The sequence below is a fragment of the Lacinutrix sp. MEBiC02404 genome, assembly GCF_053601575.1.
Genome location: NZ_JBSHNV010000141.1, coordinates 99,820 through 118,210 on the forward strand (window position 1 = coordinate 99,820; position 18,391 = coordinate 118,210).

26 protein-coding genes are annotated in these 18,391 nt (G+C 32.5%); 8 read left to right on the plus strand and 18 right to left on the minus strand.

Features of this window, described 5'->3' with window-relative positions:
* Positions 1–13 precede the first annotated feature (13 nt).
* From arsB to ACVCXO_RS04190, 5 genes are all read right to left on the minus strand, one after another.
* A complete protein-coding gene (gene arsB / locus ACVCXO_RS04170; protein ID WP_452228339.1) occupies positions 14–1,060 on the minus strand; it encodes an ACR3 family arsenite efflux transporter in 1,047 nt (348 codons plus the stop codon).
* Between the two features lie 2 nt (positions 1,061–1,062).
* Complete coding sequence (locus tag ACVCXO_RS04175; protein ID WP_452228340.1) at positions 1,063–1,680, minus strand: arsenate-mycothiol transferase ArsC; 618 nt, start codon at positions 1,678–1,680, stop codon at positions 1,063–1,065.
* Positions 1,681–1,704: 24 nt separating this feature from the next.
* Positions 1,705–2,172 (minus strand): DUF6428 family protein, encoded by a 468-nt coding sequence (locus tag ACVCXO_RS04180; protein WP_452228341.1) that lies wholly within the window; start codon positions 2,170–2,172, stop codon positions 1,705–1,707.
* A gap of 123 nt (positions 2,173–2,295) precedes the next feature.
* Entirely contained in the window at positions 2,296–2,625 is a 330-nt protein-coding gene (locus ACVCXO_RS04185) for an ArsR/SmtB family transcription factor (RefSeq protein WP_452228414.1), read from the minus strand.
* A gap of 101 nt (positions 2,626–2,726) precedes the next feature.
* Positions 2,727–3,353, minus strand: a complete 627-nt coding sequence (locus ACVCXO_RS04190) for a DUF6624 domain-containing protein (RefSeq protein WP_452228342.1) — start codon at positions 3,351–3,353, stop codon at positions 2,727–2,729.
* Positions 3,354–3,543: 190 nt separating this feature from the next.
* On the opposite strand from ACVCXO_RS04190, the gene ACVCXO_RS04195 reads away from it, so the two are divergent.
* The 3 genes from ACVCXO_RS04195 to ACVCXO_RS04205 all read left to right on the plus strand — a co-directional run bounded on the left by ACVCXO_RS04195 (position 3,544) and on the right by ACVCXO_RS04205 (position 4,872).
* Entirely contained in the window at positions 3,544–3,750 is a 207-nt protein-coding gene (locus tag ACVCXO_RS04195; RefSeq protein WP_452228343.1) for a hypothetical protein, read from the plus strand.
* Positions 3,751–3,788: 38 nt separating this feature from the next.
* Positions 3,789–4,232, plus strand: a complete 444-nt coding sequence (locus ACVCXO_RS04200) for a hypothetical protein (protein WP_452228344.1) — start codon at positions 3,789–3,791, stop codon at positions 4,230–4,232.
* Positions 4,233–4,473: 241 nt separating this feature from the next.
* Positions 4,474–4,872, plus strand: coding sequence for a hypothetical protein (locus tag ACVCXO_RS04205; RefSeq protein ID WP_452228345.1), 399 nt, complete (start codon positions 4,474–4,476; stop codon positions 4,870–4,872).
* A gap of 154 nt (positions 4,873–5,026) precedes the next feature.
* Here ACVCXO_RS04205 and ACVCXO_RS04210 read toward each other — a convergent pair whose 3' ends face one another.
* The 5 genes from ACVCXO_RS04210 to ACVCXO_RS04230 all read right to left on the minus strand — a co-directional run bounded on the left by ACVCXO_RS04210 (position 5,027) and on the right by ACVCXO_RS04230 (position 9,084).
* Positions 5,027–5,467, minus strand: a complete 441-nt coding sequence (locus ACVCXO_RS04210; protein ID WP_452228346.1) for a BLUF domain-containing protein — start codon at positions 5,465–5,467, stop codon at positions 5,027–5,029.
* 241 nt (positions 5,468–5,708) lie between these two features.
* On the minus strand, positions 5,709–6,917 hold the full coding sequence (locus ACVCXO_RS04215) for an esterase/lipase family protein (RefSeq protein WP_452228347.1): 1,209 nt from the start codon (positions 6,915–6,917) through the stop codon (positions 5,709–5,711).
* Positions 6,918–6,999: 82 nt separating this feature from the next.
* Entirely contained in the window at positions 7,000–7,428 is a 429-nt protein-coding gene (locus ACVCXO_RS04220) for a DUF4268 domain-containing protein (RefSeq protein ID WP_452228348.1), read from the minus strand.
* Positions 7,429–7,580: 152 nt separating this feature from the next.
* Positions 7,581–8,252 (minus strand): ZIP family metal transporter, encoded by a 672-nt coding sequence (locus ACVCXO_RS04225; protein WP_452228349.1) that lies wholly within the window; start codon positions 8,250–8,252, stop codon positions 7,581–7,583.
* A gap of 100 nt (positions 8,253–8,352) precedes the next feature.
* Positions 8,353–9,084 carry an SAM-dependent methyltransferase gene (locus tag ACVCXO_RS04230; RefSeq protein ID WP_452228350.1) on the minus strand — a complete coding sequence of 244 codons (732 nt, stop codon included), beginning with the start codon at positions 9,082–9,084 and terminating at the stop codon, positions 8,353–8,355.
* A 58-nt stretch (positions 9,085–9,142) separates the two neighbouring features.
* On the opposite strand from ACVCXO_RS04230, the gene ACVCXO_RS04235 reads away from it, so the two are divergent.
* Positions 9,143–10,315: a THUMP domain-containing class I SAM-dependent RNA methyltransferase gene (locus ACVCXO_RS04235; protein WP_452228351.1), complete on the plus strand. Its 1,173-nt coding sequence runs from the start codon at positions 9,143–9,145 to the stop codon at positions 10,313–10,315.
* Between the two features lie 144 nt (positions 10,316–10,459).
* Here ACVCXO_RS04235 and ACVCXO_RS04240 read toward each other — a convergent pair whose 3' ends face one another.
* The 6 genes from ACVCXO_RS04240 to ACVCXO_RS04265 form a co-directional block, all read right to left on the minus strand.
* Positions 10,460–10,999 carry a DUF4136 domain-containing protein gene (locus ACVCXO_RS04240; RefSeq protein ID WP_452228352.1) on the minus strand — a complete coding sequence of 180 codons (540 nt, stop codon included), beginning with the start codon at positions 10,997–10,999 and terminating at the stop codon, positions 10,460–10,462.
* Between the two features lie 77 nt (positions 11,000–11,076).
* Complete coding sequence (locus ACVCXO_RS04245) at positions 11,077–11,604, minus strand: DinB family protein (RefSeq protein ID WP_452228353.1); 528 nt, start codon at positions 11,602–11,604, stop codon at positions 11,077–11,079.
* Between the two features lie 4 nt (positions 11,605–11,608).
* Positions 11,609–12,334 (minus strand): DUF6048 family protein, encoded by a 726-nt coding sequence (locus tag ACVCXO_RS04250; protein WP_452228354.1) that lies wholly within the window; start codon positions 12,332–12,334, stop codon positions 11,609–11,611.
* A complete protein-coding gene (locus ACVCXO_RS04255) occupies positions 12,300–12,842 on the minus strand; it encodes a DUF6452 family protein (RefSeq protein WP_452228355.1) in 543 nt (180 codons plus the stop codon). The genes ACVCXO_RS04250 and ACVCXO_RS04255 overlap by 35 nt, the downstream gene beginning before the upstream one ends.
* 39 nt (positions 12,843–12,881) lie before the next feature.
* The gene (gene rlmD, locus ACVCXO_RS04260; protein ID WP_452228356.1) at positions 12,882–14,336 is read right to left on the minus strand and encodes a 23S rRNA (uracil(1939)-C(5))-methyltransferase RlmD; all 1,455 of its coding nucleotides are present in this window, start codon (positions 14,334–14,336) and stop codon (positions 12,882–12,884) included.
* A 92-nt stretch (positions 14,337–14,428) separates the two neighbouring features.
* On the minus strand, positions 14,429–14,629 hold the full coding sequence (locus ACVCXO_RS04265) for a hypothetical protein (RefSeq protein WP_452228357.1): 201 nt from the start codon (positions 14,627–14,629) through the stop codon (positions 14,429–14,431).
* Between the two features lie 33 nt (positions 14,630–14,662).
* Here ACVCXO_RS04265 and ACVCXO_RS04270 point away from each other — a divergent pair, with 33 nt between their 5' ends.
* The 4 genes from ACVCXO_RS04270 (at position 14,663) to rocD (ending at position 17,626) form a co-directional block, all read left to right on the plus strand.
* Complete coding sequence (locus tag ACVCXO_RS04270; protein ID WP_452228358.1) at positions 14,663–15,172, plus strand: hypothetical protein; 510 nt, start codon at positions 14,663–14,665, stop codon at positions 15,170–15,172.
* Positions 15,173–15,709, plus strand: a complete 537-nt coding sequence (locus tag ACVCXO_RS04275) for an RNA polymerase sigma factor (protein WP_452228359.1) — start codon at positions 15,173–15,175, stop codon at positions 15,707–15,709.
* A gap of 158 nt (positions 15,710–15,867) precedes the next feature.
* Positions 15,868–16,251: a DUF6768 family protein gene (locus tag ACVCXO_RS04280; protein WP_452228360.1), complete on the plus strand. Its 384-nt coding sequence runs from the start codon at positions 15,868–15,870 to the stop codon at positions 16,249–16,251.
* A gap of 130 nt (positions 16,252–16,381) precedes the next feature.
* The gene (rocD, locus tag ACVCXO_RS04285; protein WP_452228361.1) at positions 16,382–17,626 is read left to right on the plus strand and encodes an ornithine--oxo-acid transaminase; all 1,245 of its coding nucleotides are present in this window, start codon (positions 16,382–16,384) and stop codon (positions 17,624–17,626) included.
* A gap of 97 nt (positions 17,627–17,723) precedes the next feature.
* Here the strand turns inward: rocD and ACVCXO_RS04290 are convergent, their stop codons facing one another.
* Positions 17,724–18,062 carry a CCC motif membrane protein gene (locus ACVCXO_RS04290; protein WP_452228362.1) on the minus strand — a complete coding sequence of 113 codons (339 nt, stop codon included), beginning with the start codon at positions 18,060–18,062 and terminating at the stop codon, positions 17,724–17,726.
* A gap of 15 nt (positions 18,063–18,077) precedes the next feature.
* Positions 18,078–18,359, minus strand: a complete 282-nt coding sequence (locus tag ACVCXO_RS04295) for a DUF2752 domain-containing protein (protein ID WP_452228363.1) — start codon at positions 18,357–18,359, stop codon at positions 18,078–18,080.
* Between the last annotated feature and the right edge of the window lie 32 nt (positions 18,360–18,391).

The window sequence follows — 18,391 nt, forward strand, 5'->3', positions numbered from 1 at the left end:
AATCTATAACGTTTTATGCAGTGCCTTTTCCGAAGTATTTTTTTCGTAACCAAAAGGAAACTCTAACCAATAATATTAATGCTGGAACTTCTACTAACGGACCAATAACTCCTGCGAATGCTTGTCCGGAATTCAACCCAAAAACAGCAATAGCAACAGCAATGGCTAATTCGAAATTATTTCCTGCAGCTGTAAAAGCAACTGCTGCGGTTTTATCATAGGACGCTCCCGTAGCTTTGGTAAAGAAAAAACCAATAATAAACATGAATGTAAAGTAAATAAGTAGCGGAATAGCAATGATAATTACATCCATTGGGATTTCTACAATCAGTTCCCCTTTTAATGAAAACATAACCACAATAGTAAATAATAGAGCGATTAAGGTCATTGGTGAAATGGTTGGAATAAAAGTATTCGTATACCAATCTTCGCCTTTTAGAGGTACTAAAATGAGACGACTTAAAATTCCTAGGGCAAATGGAATTCCTAAATAAATGGCTACGCTTTCTGCTATAGTTGCAATAGAAATATCTACAATAGCACCTTCAAATCCGAAGTAGGGAGGAAGTACCGTTATAAAAAGCCATGCATAAAAACTATAAGCAAATACTTGAAAAATACTATTTAATGCTACCAATCCTGCTCCGTATTCGCTGTTGCCTTCTGCAAGATCATTCCAAACTAAAACCATTGCAATGCATCGCGCAAGACCGATTAATATAAGTCCGACCATATATTCCGGATAATCTCTTAAAAAGGTAATTGCTAAAAGGAACATTAAAATTGGACCAATAATCCAATTCAGAATTAGAGAAATAGAAAGAATTTTGGTGTTTTTAAATACTTTTGGTAATAAGGCAAAATTCACCTTTGCTAAAGGCGGATACATCATTAAAATTAAACCAATGGCAATCGGGATATTTGTGGTACCGCTACTTAATGCGTTTACAAAATCTGGAAAGCTTGGTGAGAAATATCCTATGGAAACACCAATAGCCATGGCGACAAAAATCCAAAGCGTTAAATTTCTGTCTAGAAAACTTAGTTTTTTATTTGTCATTTTTAAGATTGAATTTGAGAGAATACGTAAAACATTTCGGTTGCAATTTGTAAGCTTCTTTCGTTGTATTTATCTGCTTGTTGCGGTGTATTATCAAATGCCTTCGGATCTTCAAAAGTAATCGGAATACGTTTTTCTGCGCCTGCAATAAACGGACAACCACCATCTGCTTGCGAGCAAGTCATTATAGCTGCAAATTTGGATTTCGGGTTAAAATTAGCATCTAGTTTTTTTGAAAAACAAATAATGGGATGTTCGTTTGGAGCATATTTAATACTGTAAATCGGATTGCTGGTTGCTGCTATTTTTTCGATCTCAAAACCTGTGTTTTTTAAGGTTTCTGCAACCATTGGAAATAATGCAGTAGCTTCCGTTCCTCCAGAATAGCAAAACACATTTTTAATCTTGAAATGATGTGCTAAAGTTTGTGCCCAAACTTGTGATAAATGGCTTCTTCTAGAATTATGTGTACAAATAAAATTTATTCTAATTTCTTGATTTGCATTTACTTTTTCTTGCATATAAGCAACTAGCGGTTGCAGTGTTTCTTTACGTGCAGTATCTATATTTTGCACATTTAACGTTGCAATAGTTTTTGCTACAGATTTAAATAAGGACATATTCTATTGGAATTTAATTATAGATTAGCAGCAACCGCTTCCTGGTTCGCAAGCGTTTCCTGTTGGCATATCTGAAAATTGTAATTTTGGTTTTTCCGCAGGAATTCCGCAATTATCTTTTGCTAAACAATCGGTTTGTTTTGTGGTTAAAAGAAAGTTTGTTCCATCAAAATCTAATCCGAATTTACCAATAGTTTCTGCTTGATATTCTACTTCAATCTCTAAATCTTCGATGCCGAGCGTCTTTTCAGAAAGTTTAATAATATGCAATAGTTTTTCTGGGTGTAATCTATGGTCGTAGTCATTCGCATTCCAAAGTTGAAAGTTTACTACTTCTTCTTTTCTAACGGTTCCTCCACAATCGATAAAGTGTTTGGTGATTTTACCAACCTCGGTAACGTGAAAGTGATTAGGTACTAGTTCTCCGTTTGGTAATTGAAAAGCAATTGTTTCTAATTGGTCTAATTTGTTTTTAATTTCTGAAAGTTTCATATGTTTATTTTTGTTTCCTACGACATCCTATTAATCATTGCCTTTGAGTATTAAGGATTTGTTATGGATGTTTTATAAGTGTATTTGTTTATTGCGATTATACGATTAATGATTGAAATTTTTTTAACAACAATCTGTGCTAATAATATCTTGATCTAAAAAGGTGTACATTATATTTTTCATTTTGCTCCAGTTCTCTGTATTTATACAGTAGCAAACACTAGTTCCTTCTACATTTCCTTTAATTAAACCTAAATGTTTCAGTTCTTTTAAATGCTGTGAGATAGTAGGTTGTGCTAAGCCAATTTCGTTTACCAAATCCCCACAAACACAAGCGTTTATTTTAAATAAGTGCTGTAAAATAGCCACTCTTGCAGGATGACCAAAGGCTTTTGCAAATAATGCAATTTCGTTTTGTTGGTCCGTAAACATTTCTGTTTTTGCTAATCCCATTTGTTTTATATATTTGTTCATTGCAATATTACGATTAATATTTCAATTGCTAATTATATTTTCAGAAAAAACATATAATATGTTTTAGAAGTAGGGAATAGTTATTCTTCCTTTTGCGGAATATGCCAATCTATTCCTCTTGCTTTAGCGAAATCTTCAATAGGATCTAGGCCAATTTCTTTTCGTCTTTTATGGATATATTCAGGTTTATCAATTTCGAAAAAAGTAGCATTTCCATTTTTATCTTTTGTGGTTTGTGATCCATACACTTGCGGTTTATTGTCATTAATACGCATTCGATCTATGAGTCTAGCATATTGCATGGCTTGCGATTCGTTCTGTAAAACGGATGCTTTCATTAACGGCGCATATTTTTCTTTAATTTCTAGACTGCTATGTTGTATAACACTCCAAATGGCTCCATTTGCTAATCTGCCAACTTGACTAGTACCAAGCCAACCATATTTGTCGAGAATTAATATAAGCTCATTTTCAATGCGTTTGTCTTGTTCTTCCACAATTTTCCAGAAGTAATCCATTTCCCTAGAATCTACACCAAATTTTTGCTCCGCGTCTTGGTACAACCTTCTAAAAAGTTGGTCTTGCATAAAGAGCGTTTCTAGTTTGGTTTGTATAGCATCCATTTCTTTTTTATTCGTATTCTCGTTTTGTGCGCAAATAGAGGAGGAGGAAATAGTAAGTATTAATAAGAAGATTATTTTTTTCATAACTGATTTTAATTGGAGTAAAACGCTCTAATAGTTTACGAAGTTATATAAATTATTTTAAATTAAAAAGGCTTACGTGTTTATAACTAATTATTATTCAGGTGTTTGTACTCTTTTTTTATTCTGTTTAAAATCTGATATTTATAGAGCTAAAAAGGAAAACGAATCCATTTAATAAAATAGATGTCTTATGAAACTTGCAAAACCTTTATTGATTATTATCGTTTTATCTACATTATTTGCTTGTAAGTATGATGAAAGAAAAAATTTAAAAACCGAAGTAGTTCCCGATTATATAAAGGTTTCTAAAATAGTAGATTCCGATTGGGTAGCTGCATCCAATTGGGTTGCAAAATTTGATGCAGCGATTAGCGTATTTAAAAACAAGCATTTATAACAGTCAAAAAAGCAATCCACTTAATAAATTGGAAGCTTATGAAACCTTTAAAATCTGTAGTATTTTTTATCGTTTTAATAACATTATATACTTGTAAAGAAGAAGTAAAGCAAGATGTAAAAACCAATAATTTATCACAATATATGCAGGTTTCTGAAATTGAAAATTTAGCTTGCACAGCATCTTCTAGTTGGTTTACCATGGTAGATGGCGTGCGTAAAACACCAGCATCAAAAGAGGGAATGACAAGTGTTTTTGCAAACAATGCGACCGTTACAAACTGTAATTTTCACCAATGGTCACGGCAGAAGTTTTTATGGCTAACGAATGAATATAATGGACGACCACTGTTTTTAGATAGTTTGCATCAAGTTTCTACATTAGGTGAAAAGTATCTGAAAGGCAAAAGGATAGTTTTAGTAGATACAGCACAAGCTACGAATGCATTAGATGTTTTAAAAACCCTATTTTTCTTCAGGTAAACCTGCTTCAACTACTGTTTACTATGCTATTTATATGGATGACACTAGTTATAATGCGATGTTAAAATATGGGCCAATGGCAAAATGAAATCCGACGAGCTTAAAAGAGATAGCATTTCCTGTTGGTGCCTTAGAGCTTAAAACTTCTTGGGTAGATGTTAATGCTTTAAAGGATGCTTCCACCTATTTTGTAACCGATGCTTTAATAAATAATGTACCTACTAAAGTCGCACTTTTAGGAATGCATGTGATTGGCGTGGTAGAAAACCATCCAGAGTTTGTTTGGGCTACTTTTGAGCATGATGCACTTGCACCTTATTATGATTGGAGTAAAGCGACTTCTACTACAGATGCACCAGTTACAAGTGCGGTTGATTATCCGCTATTTAATAAAAATAGTACCGCAACAGTAAAAAATATAACGTCTAATAATGGCAATTATACAAATGTGTTTTCGGTATATAAATACGGAACTCCAGTTGTCATTAATACCACGGGTACTACAAATACAAAGACATTTATGGAAACCAGCCAGAATGGAAAGGAAAATTTTGATAATATACAAAACCTGAATACGAGTGTTAAAAGCAATTATCAGGAATTTGATATAATTACTTTTACAATGGTTCGATATGGCTGAATACCGAAAATTATAAAGGGATAGAGACACAAACAAACCTCATCGATTCTCTGTCTGTGCATTTTGCGCTTCAGAATTCTAAACTCGTCTATTGGACATATAATTGTTTTCCATTCTTGAAGCAGGAACAATTGCAATTGGGTTTATAGAATGCTTATTTTGGATCCTGTATTTGAGGATCTGTTAGGTTTTCGATTAGAAAATTAGCAACTTCAGGAAGATTATTTACAAGTTCTTCTACTACTTTTGGGTCTGCCAAATCAGTACGAAGTCCGGGGAGCATACTCAGAGTAGGATCATCAAAATCGGCACAACCCATAGCCCAATTTTCAAATAAACGATGGTCTGTAGGACTTTCAAAAAGGATATGAATATCAGCATGCCTAGTATCTTTTTTCAGACGGATAAAAAGCGCATCTATAGTTTCTGGTTCTCCCTCAATAACCTGAAGAAAATAACCTTCTTTATACATTAGTACTCCAGTAATATTATCTATCATATTGTAACCACGAGCTTCATGGAGTAAGTCTAACAAGTCCCGTTTACTAAGTGGTACAATTGCATGACTAGAGTAGACTAGACGACGTAATTTCATATGGAATACTATTTGGGTTTGAATACGTTTTTTTTACTGCTATTAGAAGTAAGTAGGGTTAACAAATTTAGAATAAACTTTTTACAAAGACAAGTTTTTTTAATTTTTATAATGTATTGATTTTTACCGAATAAACTTGTTCATAGAGCGGTTTTTGTATTACGGAAAATAGCGATTTTACTTCTTGTAATTTGTGTGATTGAACTTTTTGTACTCTTAAATTATTTTCTAAGTATTGACATCAATCAAGCATCCAGGTTTTTATTTTAGAGTAGATTTTTGGATTGCTCAATAAGTCTAGATGGTTATTCTCATAAACAATCCACGTATTTTTCTTTTTGAAATTTAAATTTTTGTCTGGATTTTTGTGTTGCCCTAAAGCACTTTTTACACCCACCATATTATCGCCTAGTAATTGCGGGATACCAGATTTGTTATTTTTACTTGCAACAGCTGCTATACTGTAGCAACCTATCTTTTTAGGAAGCGGCACATGTTGCCTTTTATCTTCTTGCATTTCAAAGCGATCCCTATCTTTCCAATCGGTGTCTAATAGATTTCCGTATCTTAAATCGATAACACCAGCACTTCTAATTTTTCCTAATCTAGCAAAAGGTTTTGCATAGGGAACAGCTTCTAAAATAACATCGAGATAATTTCCTGCTTTTTCCAATGGTGCTCCGTGATGTGGTGTACCAAGAAAAATAATTTTTTTAAGATGTTTAGTCCATGATTTTTTTTGTTGTTGCCCATAATGTATTGCGCTTCTCGAAACTAAACCTCCCATACTATGTGCAATAATTACAATTTCTTCTACAGGAACTGGCCAATGTAGTACCAATTTTTCCAATAGTTCATTGAGTTTTTGTCCGTTGGTAGAGATATGAAGGCCACTATTATACTGCAAGTAGATGGGGTTTTTTTCGAGGTCTTCTGCTATTGCAGCTCCGTGATTATGCCCTTTTCTAGTCCATTGCATAGCATTCATACAAGAACCATGTACCATCAAAAGAATTTTTCCGGTGATAAAAGGATATGCTTTTGTAATGCTTTTTTTATCTAGAGGAATTGCCTTTTCTTCATTTCTGAATTGCATGGAAATGGATAACGGATTTTTAGTTTTTTCTAAATAGTCACCAATAATTCCGTTTAAAACGGATTGTAGCACTTCTCTTTCTTGGGTAGTTTTTATTTTTCCACTTACAGAAACAAATTTCCCTAAAGTTTTATCTATACTGCTGCCAATAAGCCTAGTGCTCCATCGAATATTTTTATATGCGATTCCTGAAATATTGGTAATAAGGTGTTGTATTGGTGTAGAAGGTAAAAATGGCGGATGCACAATTCTGTGATGCATAGATTCTACCAAGTCGGTAACTCCTATGGTGGCATCTGTAATTAAACGACTAATGCCTTGTAATTTGGAATCTGCATTTTTTTTGTTTGCCATTTAAATTTTTATAAAGGAAAGCTTTATGTGTGTAGTATCTATTATCTAGAGAGTTAACATCTCCTAAACAAATATAAGGAAATTAAACATTTATAATATCTTGATACTCTTCAAAAAAGGCCTCAAATTGATGCATGTTTTCATTGAAAAACACCATTACTTCTTGCCATGTATTTTTGTTATGTATAGATACTTTGTTTTCTAAAGGAACATAAATACGCGAAATTTCTTTACCATTTTCTAGAAAGAATTCTTCTTCAAAAATAGCATTTGGTAAGTACTCGTTAAGTAAAATAGATTTTAAGGATTCTAATTTTTCCCAATAAGTAATTCGGTTTTCTAAATCGTCTTCTAAATCTAGAGCCACTAAAGCTGTTTTGTTATCAAAATGAAACTTAAAGCTAAAACCTTTTATTTTAGTATTGTATAAGGTCCATTTTCTGGGAAATGATTTCCCAAAACTAGTCCAAAATAACTGTTTTATTTGTCTGGATTCTTCTTTACTGAACATAGCAAAATTGTGAATTTTGGAGTTCCCTTAAAAAAGGGAATTTCCTTTTAATTATTTTAACTCCTCTTTCTTATAATTTTTTGTAACAAAAATTATAATTCATTCTCCTCTTTAAAAAAGAGGAGAGCACTTACTAATAAACTTTTACTATACTACACGAAATAAGCAATCGTAATTGCTGCTACAATGGTTATTAATTTGGTAACATTAAATTTATGATCTTCATTGCTTTCAAATAAAATAGTAGTAGAAATATGTAAAAATATTCCAATTACTACGGCTGAAATCTCAAAATAATAATTTTGAATAAACGTAAATTTTTCAGAAAGTAAAACTCCGAAAGGCGTCATTAATGCAAACAAAATTAAGAAAAAAGCAATCTTTGCTTTTGGTAATTGAGATGCAAAAAAGAAGGTAGCAAGTATAATAGCAACAGGGAGTTTATGGATTATAATACCATATAATAAAGTACTATGGTTGTGTATTGGTATTCCTTCTAAAACACTATGAATACTTAAACTTATAAATAATAACCAAGGAAAAGCGGTTGTGCTTTTATCTAAATGTACATGACCATGTTCTGCACCTTTAGAGAAAAATTCTAAAATTATTTGAAGTAAAATACCAATCATAATAAACAGACCTATTGGTTTATTGGTATGTTGATACACTTCTGGTAAAAAATTAAAAACGGTAATAGATAGGAGGAAAGCGCCACTAAATGCGAGTAGTAATTTTAGGTTTTTGTTTTGCGATGGTTTTAAAATTAAAACAAAGGCATAGCCTAAAAGCACACTTAAAATTGGTAGTAATATGTTTTGCATCTATTTAAAGAAATATTTAATTTAAAGACTCTTCGATAAGCTTAGAGTACTTCTTTTACGTATTATTTAAAGTCAATTATCCAGTAGATTATGAATAAGATTATTTGAAAATCATAATTAATCTTTCGCTTTGTTTGGCATGAAACTTATTCAGTTTAAAATCGCCAAATACGTCTAATAAATACACGCCAGCTTGCTCAAAAAGAGCTTCAAAATCTGCTAAAGTAAATCCTCTTACACGTTCTTGAAAATTATAATCCTCGTCATCGACTGTAAAAGAAATATCTTTGATGATATAGCCATCAACAACGCTTCGTTTTTGGGTGAAGGCAATACCTTCTACCGTTTTTACATCTTCAGCAACTAAGTGGTCAATAACGTATTCACTATTCATAAAATCGATAACCCCGAAACCAAATTCATTCAATTCCGATTTAATCGCTTTTATGGTATTCAAGTTATCTTCTTCTTTATCAAAATAACCAAAACTGGTAAACAAATTAAAAACAGCATCAAATTGATGTTCATAAGGAGTACTCATGTCATGCACATTAAAATGCAAGGTGTCATTTTCAAACTGTTTTGCATGCGCGATGCTATTTTCGGATAAATCTACTCCAGTGACATTATATCCTAAAGTATTTAAATAGATCGAATGTCTACCTTTTCCGCAGGCAAGGTCTAATATTTTTCCACCTTCCGGAATATTTAAATAATCGGTAAGATTATCCATAAACTGTTGCGCTTCGGTATAATCTCTGTCTTTGTAAAGAATATGGTAAAATGGCGAATCAAACCAAGAAGCAAACCATTCTTTTTTGCTTTTTATCATGTATTGTTATATATCAGCACAAAAATAATCTATTTTTGCAATCTATTTGTCGAAAAACATGGAGAATAATTTTAAAATGCTAGCCAAAACTTTATTTGGCTTTGAAGAGATATTAGCAAAAGAGCTAACTCAATTAGGTGCGCAACAGGTAAAGGTTGGCGTGAGAAGCGTTACTTTTGTTGGAGATAAGGGCTTTATGTATAAAGCGAACTTAGGCTTGCGTACGGCAATTAAGATTTTAAAACCTATTAAGACTTTTAGAATTGTCAATGAAGAGGATTTGTACAAACAAGTGTACAAAATGGATTGGAGCGAATACATGAAGTCTTCGGGTACTTTAGCGATTAGTTCGACCGTGAATTCGACACAGTTTACCCACTCACAATATATTTCTTTAAAAACGAAAGATGCTATTGTAGACAAATTTAGAGATACAACTGGCGAAAGACCAAATATAGATTTACGTTTTCCAGATTTAAAGGTAAATGTACATATTGACAGACAAATGTGTACGCTTTCTTTAGATGCATCTGGAGAGTCGTTACACAAACGTGGTTATAAAACAGCTACCAATATTGCTCCAATTAACGAGGTGCTTGCTGCTGGTTTAATTATGCTTTCTGGTTGGGACGGACAAACTGATTTTATGGATCCAATGTGTGGTTCTGGAACCATGCTTGTAGAAGCGGCTATGATTGCATGCAATATACCACCAAACTTGATGCGAAAAGAATTTGGTTTTGAGCGTTGGAGTGATTGGGATGTAGAACTTTTTGAGAAAATTGAAGAATCTCTGTTAAGTAAAACTAGAGATTTTCATCATAGATTATTAGGTTTTGATAAATCGCCAAGTGCTGTTGCAAAAGCAAAAGAGAATTTAAAAAATGCCCATTTAGACGAATTTGCTACCATTAAACACGAAGATTTCTTTAAAACGCGAAAAGGAGGAGACGAAAAACTGCATATGGTTTTTAATCCGCCTTACGGAGAACGTTTAGATAATTTAGATATAGAAGATTTTTACGGGAAAATAGGAGATACCTTAAAACAAGGTTATCCAGGAACCGATGCATGGTTAATTACTTCTAATTTAGAAGCTTTAAAGTTTGTTGGTTTACGTCCTTCACGAAAAATAAAAGTATTTAATGCAAAATTAGAAGCGCGTTTGGTGAAATACGAAATGTATGCCGGTAGTAAGAAAGGAAAGTATATGAATCCAGATGAGGATTAGGTTTTAGTCTTCAGTAGGGAGTCTGCAGTGAGCAGTGTTCAGTAGACAGGCTTTAGTAGGCAGTAATCGGTTTTTGAATACTATATTCATGTCATGCGACTTTGGAAAGTTTTTTTGCCTTCAACTTCAACTTCAACTTTGCAATCATTTATGCACTTCTGGGAATTCTAAAAAAAGTTGATCTACTAAAGTTTTAATGTGCTTTCTTAAGGCATGTTTCGATTTATCTAGTTCGCATGGAATTGTAGCTTGCCATACTACTTGATTTTTTTCTATATCCGAAACATATAGAATAAGGGTTTCTTTAGTATAAATAACCGAATTTATGGTACAAGTTCTCCAATAGTCAAATTCATTTTCTAATTCACAGTTTTTTACAAAAGTCTCTTTTTCTGTTATAGCAATTTTAAAACCAGCTTGTAATTGTGGACTAAACACGTTGGTTCTGTAGCCTAATGCGGCCATATTTTTATCTACTTCTCCAGCAATTAACTCACGAACATAGGTATTATCTAGGTTTGGATATTTGGTATTGTCTACTTGAAAATCATCCAAGCAAAGCATAAAGGTTTCGTAAGAATCAAAATCGACTTCATCATCATATTCCGATATAATATCTAGGCTTGCTGCACAACCAAATAAAAGAATAAAAGTGAAAAGAGGTAAAATTTTTAAAGATTTCATGTGTTATATTTAGTACATAAAGATCTTTGATTTTAAGTTGCTTAACTATGATATTTGTCAGCTTTATCGTTTTTATACTAATATTTTTCTTGAAGAATTTGTGTATGATGTTCTACATGATGTGCGGTCCACATAATAATTTCCCTTACAGGCATTTTTCCCATTAAAGGATGTGGAATAATATAGGTGTCCAGTTGCTTATCACTCCATCGTTTTAACGTTTTGTATTGTAGTTTTTTGTTTTCTACTTGCAGTCTGTTCAGTATATATTCTTTTTCGCTTAAAGCAGGCGCTTTCATGTTTTGAGAACCCTTGAAGGTTTTACCTTGTACATTTACTAATCGTTCCTGGTAGCGTTTTACAATAGCATCATAATCTCTTACTTCTCTATTTGCTTTACCAAATTTAAACTTTAGTAAAAACTTAGGCATGCTTAACGCATCGTTTAAGGGTTTTATACTTTGTAGTAAGTGTAATGCTTGTTGACCAGATGTCCATTTTCCTTCTGGGCCATCTTGCCATTTATCGTCTTGTTGATTTTGCAACCAATCTATAAGTGTATTATGTTTTTCTTCTAGATTGCTTACAATATCTTCTTTGTTCATGAACTTATCCTTTTTTAAATAAAGGAATAAGGTAAGAAATATTATAGCCATAACCTACACCAAAACTACTACCATCATACGTTCTATTATAGCCAGGAACGTATAGGTTTTCGAAGTTATTTGGCTGGTCTTGACTAATCATGTTTTTTAGCTGCGCATTTATACCTATAAATAAGTTAGGTAATACTTCGGCTTTAATACCAATAATTAATTCTGCCCAAATAGCAGTTAAGCCGCTAAATTTTTCGGAATCATTAGAGATTAATGGTTCCCAATATTGCTCTTGCGAATATACCGCATAGCTATTTCTTGTTTGGCTGAAGGTACTTGCTCCAACACGCAAACCACCATAAATCATGTTGTGCATACCAAACCAATTGGTATATGAATTATAATCTATTCCTGCTTTAAAATAAGAACCAGAAGCTGTAGCATTCACATAGTCATTACCAAGAGTTCTTTCTTCGGTACCAAGTTCTCCTGCAACATAGATACGTTTGGTTAATCTAAAATCAGCCATGATTTCAAAACCTTTATAGTCATCGTCAAGCGCACTTCTTATTAGCTTGCTTAAATCACCACCAATACGTAGTCCGTACTTTTGTATATGTTTAATCGAATCTTTTTTAGCTTTAGCAATACTATCATTTTGTGCATTTACAGACGCGCAAAATAGCATGAAAAAGATAAATATATTAATGGAAAAGGTTAAAGTGCGCTTCATCTTCATTGCTAATAGGTTCGTTATCTGTTGTTGATATTATATTGTTTATCCATTTGTCTCCATCGTCTACAACGCTAATAGTAACATTTTCAAAAACCGTTTTATAGCCACATGCTTTAGATACATATTCTAGTTTTGTATTATACGAAATGGTAATTATGTCTTCGTTTCCGTTGGGGAAATCATCCGTATCGTCATCTGGTGTTCCATTGTCGTTAATAGAATAATCATTATGCAATTTAAACTGCGTTGAATTTTCTGTGGTTTTTAAAGGTAAATACACACTACTCGCAGTAACAATATTATAAGCACTTAAAACGTCGTCATTATCTACACCTTGTACTCTAAATTTTAATACGTTTTTTAAGTTTTCGGTATTAGAACTATTATAAAACTGTATATATAAACGTGCTGTTGTAGAGGTTTCATCCGAGCATATATCATCTTTTTCGCAACTTAAAAAAGCGACAAAGGCGATAAGAATTGGGATTACTATTAATTTTATTTTTTTCATGTTTACTTTCCGCGAAAGCGGTAATCTTTTCAATACTAATTAACGTTTTTCTAAAAGTACAACGGTTTCAACGTGTGCTGTGTGCGGAAACTGATCTACTAAACTTATTTTTTTAATGTAATATCCTGCCTGCATCAAGGTTTCGGTATCTCTTGCTTGTGTTGCAGGGTTACAAGATACATAAACCATTCTATCTGCATTCAAATCAATGATTTTTCGAAGTGTTTTAGGCGCTATTCCTGCACGTGCAGGATCTAAAATTATAGTTCTTATCTTTTCTTTATATTCTGGGTGTTCGAGTAAAAATTTCCCAACATCTGCAGCAAAAAAGGTTAACCCTTCAATATTATTTCTTTCGGCATTCTTCTTAGCGTCTTCAATTGCTGAAGCAACAATATCGACACCAACTATTTTTGTGTTTTTAGATTTTGAAGCAATAATTTGGCCAATAGTTCCTGTTCCACAGAATAAATCCATTACAATAGTATTGTCAATCGCTTCTTTGTTTTCTAACGCATAATCCACTACTTTGGTATATAATCGCTCTGCGGATTTGGGATTGGTTTGAAAAAAGCTTTTCATGCTAATTTCAAAGTTTAAACCTAAAAGTTCTTCAATAATTTTATCTTTTCCGTAAACTAAATCGATACTTCCTGTAGTTGCAAGCGTTCTATCTCCGGTTTCATCATTAATTGTATGTAAAAGCCCAGCGACTCTGTTTCCAAATAATTCCACTAAAAAGTTCGAGAATTTTGTTAAGTCAAATTTTGGTAAATCGTAAGAAGTAGTTACTAAATTGAATAAAAGCTCATTGGTTTTGTAGGATTTACGTACCACCAAGAAACGGAAGAATCCTTCTCTTTTTGGACCATGCCAAGGCGCTAATCCAGTGGCTTCACAATAGGCTTTAATTTGGATAAGATGGTCTTCAAATTCTTTATCGAACAATCCGCTATCTTTATCTAAGTTTTCACCACACCACCAAGTTCCTCGTTTCTTAAAACCTAATGTAAATTCATCCACATCGGTTTTTTCTTCTCTATCGTATCCTATAGCAGAGAAGCTATATTCCATCTTATTTCTATAATGGAAATCGTTAGGTGAAGTAATAAATTCATCAAATAGATCTTCAATATTTTCAACTTTACCAATGCGTTTAAATAATTGAAGCGTACTATCTTTTTTGTATTTGTGTTGTTTTTCAACAGGAAGTTTAATGTATGGAGCACCTGCAATTTCTTGAAAAGGCATCTCCATTTCATCACTAGAAGGTTCTAAAACCTCAAATAATTTACATTCCGCGTACTTTTTACTTGATTTTTTTACCTGTGCTTTTACTAGTTGACCAGGTAATGTATTGGGTACAAATACTACGAATTCTCCATGTTCATTTCGGATACGCCCAATTCCTTTTCCGCCAAAGGCATAATCTTCAATCTTTATTTCTATAATTTGTCCTCGCTTAACAAATTTGTTTCTTTCTCTTTTTGGCATCTATTCTATTTTAGAATGCAAAATTATAAAAAAAGCACCTCGATTGCGGTGCTTTTTTCAATTTATGTTGATTTGATTATTTCTTAGTCCATTTATTTAAATTTATTTCCAAAAACTTGACGACCACGAAGGCTAAAAAATAAGGTAATGATTAATGCGTCCATGCCTATACTAATATCAAAAGAGTTTGAAAATAGTACAATAATAGCAGTACCTAAAATGTATGTAATTAGGGTTATCTTTAAAAGATTTCGGGTTTCTTTTAAAAGATTGGGTATTTTATGGGAGTACATTGAACCTTTTACCTTTTTTTACGTCTTTATAATATGCGAGTAATAAATATTCATAAACGAAAAGTACAGGAATCCGTAGAAAAAGTAGCCCTTCTATTGGATACATTAGGGACCGATGAAGATCAGATTTGGCCTGTTGTAAATTGGCCTGCAATGCGTTTTAAAAATGGAGTAGAAGTAGGAAGCAAAGGCGGACATGGTTTTATTAGATATACCATAATTGCTTTAAAGGAAGGAGAAAGTATCACTTTTCAATTTACAAAACCAGATAATTTTATAGGAACACATTCTTTATTTCTCAAAGCAGTTTCAGAAAAGGAAACAGAAATTAGTCATGAAATTACAATGCGTACAGCATCTTTAAAAGCTTCCGTTTTATGGCTTTTTGTTATAAGATGGTTGCATGATGCTTTACTGAAAGAAGCTTTCGATAATTTAGAGAATCGTTTTATGGAAGGAAAGAAAATTCCGAAGTATAACTTTTGGGTACGTTTTTTAAGAAATACGTTTAAGAGAAAACCATTGCAAACCAAAGAAGCCTAGTTGAAAATAGACAAACATAGAGATGCACAATTAGTGGAAGCTTTTCAATCTGGAAAGAAGGAAGCCCTGACTATACTCGTAAAAAGATGGCATCTTATATTTTGTGAAAAGGCATTTTGGTTGGTTAAAGATGCCGATATAGCAAAAGATATTGCTCAAGATTCTTGGCAAACCATTATTGCTAAAATAGAAACTTTAAGAGATGCTAGTTCTTTTGGTAGTTGGGCTTTACGGATTGTGTATTCTAAGTCTTTAGATGTGTTAAGAAGAAAGAATAATGAGCGATTTAAAAACGAAGAGTATGGAAAGGATCGGGATATTATAGCAGAAGATGTTTCTGATAGTACAAGTTTAAAAAAGAAGCTTTTGCGAGCAATTCAAGATTTACCAGAGCAACAACAGCTAGTTATTAAGTTGTTTTATTTGGAAGAATATACATTAAAAGAAATTAGTGAAGCGCTAGATATATCTCCAGGAACAACTAAATCTAGACTGTTTTATGCTAGAGAGAAATTACGATTGCTAATAAATAAGTAAACAGTATTTAGTAGCAGTAGGCAGTGCTTACTCAAATGCAATCCTTGAGGGTTGTTCTTTCCTGTGGAGAAAAGGTCGCAAAGCGAAAAATAAAATAATTAAAGAGATAATAATAAACAGTTTCTCACTTTCGTGGAAATAATAAAACAAATTTTAAAATGGAAGATATAGACAAATTAATTAAAGACACACTAACACAAGAAGAAGCAAAATTCTATGACACGTTAGAAGAACAAAGTGTATTGGGAATGATTTTTGGTTTATTCCAAGGGAAAAATAAATGGTTGCTAATTATGATGAATTTTATGACCGTAGTATTTTTTGGTTTATTTATTTACTGTGTCTTACAATTCTTTCAAGCCGAAGCCACTAAAGATTTACTAAAATGGGGATTAGGAAGTATTGTGTTTATGCTTGGTGTAAGTATGCTTAAAATTTTTGCTTGGATGCAAATGGATAAGAACGCATTGCTAAGAGAACTTAAACGATTAGAACTACAAGTATCTTCATTATCTGGAAAATTATCTTCAGAAGATTTATAATTCGACATTAATATTTAGTAATTTGCAGGTCTTTAGGGATGATTTCTTTCCCACGCTGAATTTTCGACACTTCGAAAGGATAAAGGTAGATAAGGAATGGCTTTTTTATTCACTAATAAAATTATTTAAAATGGCTGTTTTAGACCAATTAACATCGCAAGAAGCGATGGATTTAGAAAACAAGTATGGTGCACACAATTACCATCCACTTCCAGTAGTACTGAGTAGAGGAGAAGGTGTGTATGTTTGGGATGTAGAAGGAAAAAAATATTACGATTTCCTTTCTGCTTATTCTGCAGTAAATCAAGGACATTGTCATCCAAAAATTGTTAGTGCTATGGTAAACCAAGCACAAACACTTACATTAACTTCTCGTGCGTTTTATAACGATATGTTAGGAACATTTGAGAAATACGCTACCGAAACCTTTGGCTACGATAAATTGTTACCTATGAATACAGGTGCAGAGGCAGTAGAAACGGCTTTAAAACTATGTAGAAAATGGGCGTATGAAGTAAAAGGTATTGATGAAAATGAAGCCGAAATTGTAGTTTGCGAAAACAACTTTCACGGAAGAACAACTACTATTATTTCGTTTTCTAACGATCCTGTAGCTAGAAAAAACTTTGGACCTTATACCAAAGGATTTATTAAAATTGAATACGATAACCTTAAAGCTTTAGAAGAAGTACTTTCTAGTAATTCCAATGTTGCAGGGTTTTTAGTAGAACCAATTCAAGGAGAAGCTGGTGTATATGTACCAACGGAAGGGTATTTAACTAAAGCCAAAGCTTTATGTGAAAAGCATAATGTTTTATTTATTGCAGACGAAGTACAAACTGGAATTGCAAGAACTGGTAAAATGTTAGCAATTGATCATGAAAACATTAAAGCAGATATATTAATTCTTGGTAAAGCATTAAGTGGTGGCGCATATCCTGTTTCTGCTGTTTTAGCAAATGATAACATTATGAATGTTATTAAACCAGGAAATCATGGAAGTACATTTGGTGGAAACCCAGTTGCAGCAGCAGTTGGTATGGCAGCATTACAAGTAATTAAAGACGAAAAACTTGCGGAAAACGCACAAGTTTTAGGGGAATTATTTAGAGCAGAACTTTCTAAATTTATTGAAACCTCTAATATTGTTAATGGCGTAAGAGGTAAAGGTTTATTAAATGCTATTTTAATTAATGATGATGAAGAAAGCGAAACTGCTTGGAACATTTGTATGGCTTTACGTGATAATGGTTTATTAGCGAAACCAACACATGGAAACATTATTAGATTTGCACCGCCTTTAGTAATGACTAAAGAGCAATTATTAGATTGTGTTTCTATTATAACAAAAACGCTTAAGCAATTTGAAGTATAAGTTTTTTGTGAAAATAAGTATAAAAAAAAGCGACCATTGGTCGCTTTTTTTTTATAAAATCTATCCACTTTTTTTAGGGAGACTTAACTATTGGATTTTATTGGTTTTGTTGTTGCCATTCTTCCATTACTTGTTGAACGTTTTCCATATAAGCATCCCAACCACCAATACTGTAAATTTGATATACAGAATACAATAAAGAGAGTACAGCCAATGCAAGTCCAATATGGGCAATTATTTTAGCTGTTTTTACTTGGCTATAATTAGAGTAAAGTTCTGGATTCTCCATATATAAAGCATCATCTTTCTTTAATAGGAATAAAGCAATTCCAGAAAAAAGAAGTCCTCCAATTCCCATACTACAGCAGCATGCTATAAAAGAGATAATTCCTAAGACTAAAGCGATTGTTGCATTTGGTAATTTTTGTTGTTCCATTGTTTTTTTGATTAGTTATACAAATTTTAAAATATAGCTTCCCATTATGATCACAATATTAATAATGGCAAGAGAAATGATGATTTTATTTGCGAATTTAAAATTCTTAAAATGATTAATTAATACAAAGCCAAAAAGCAGAATTAATGTAAAAATTGCAGGATACATATTAAAAGCTGCTGTTAAATCTCCTTGAAATATTAAAGAAACGGAACGCTGCATACCACAACCTGGGCATTCTATACCAAGTAGTTTTTTGTTTAAACACGGAAGCATGTAATCTTCAAAGGAAGACATAAGAATCATTTTTTTGAATTACAAATGTATAA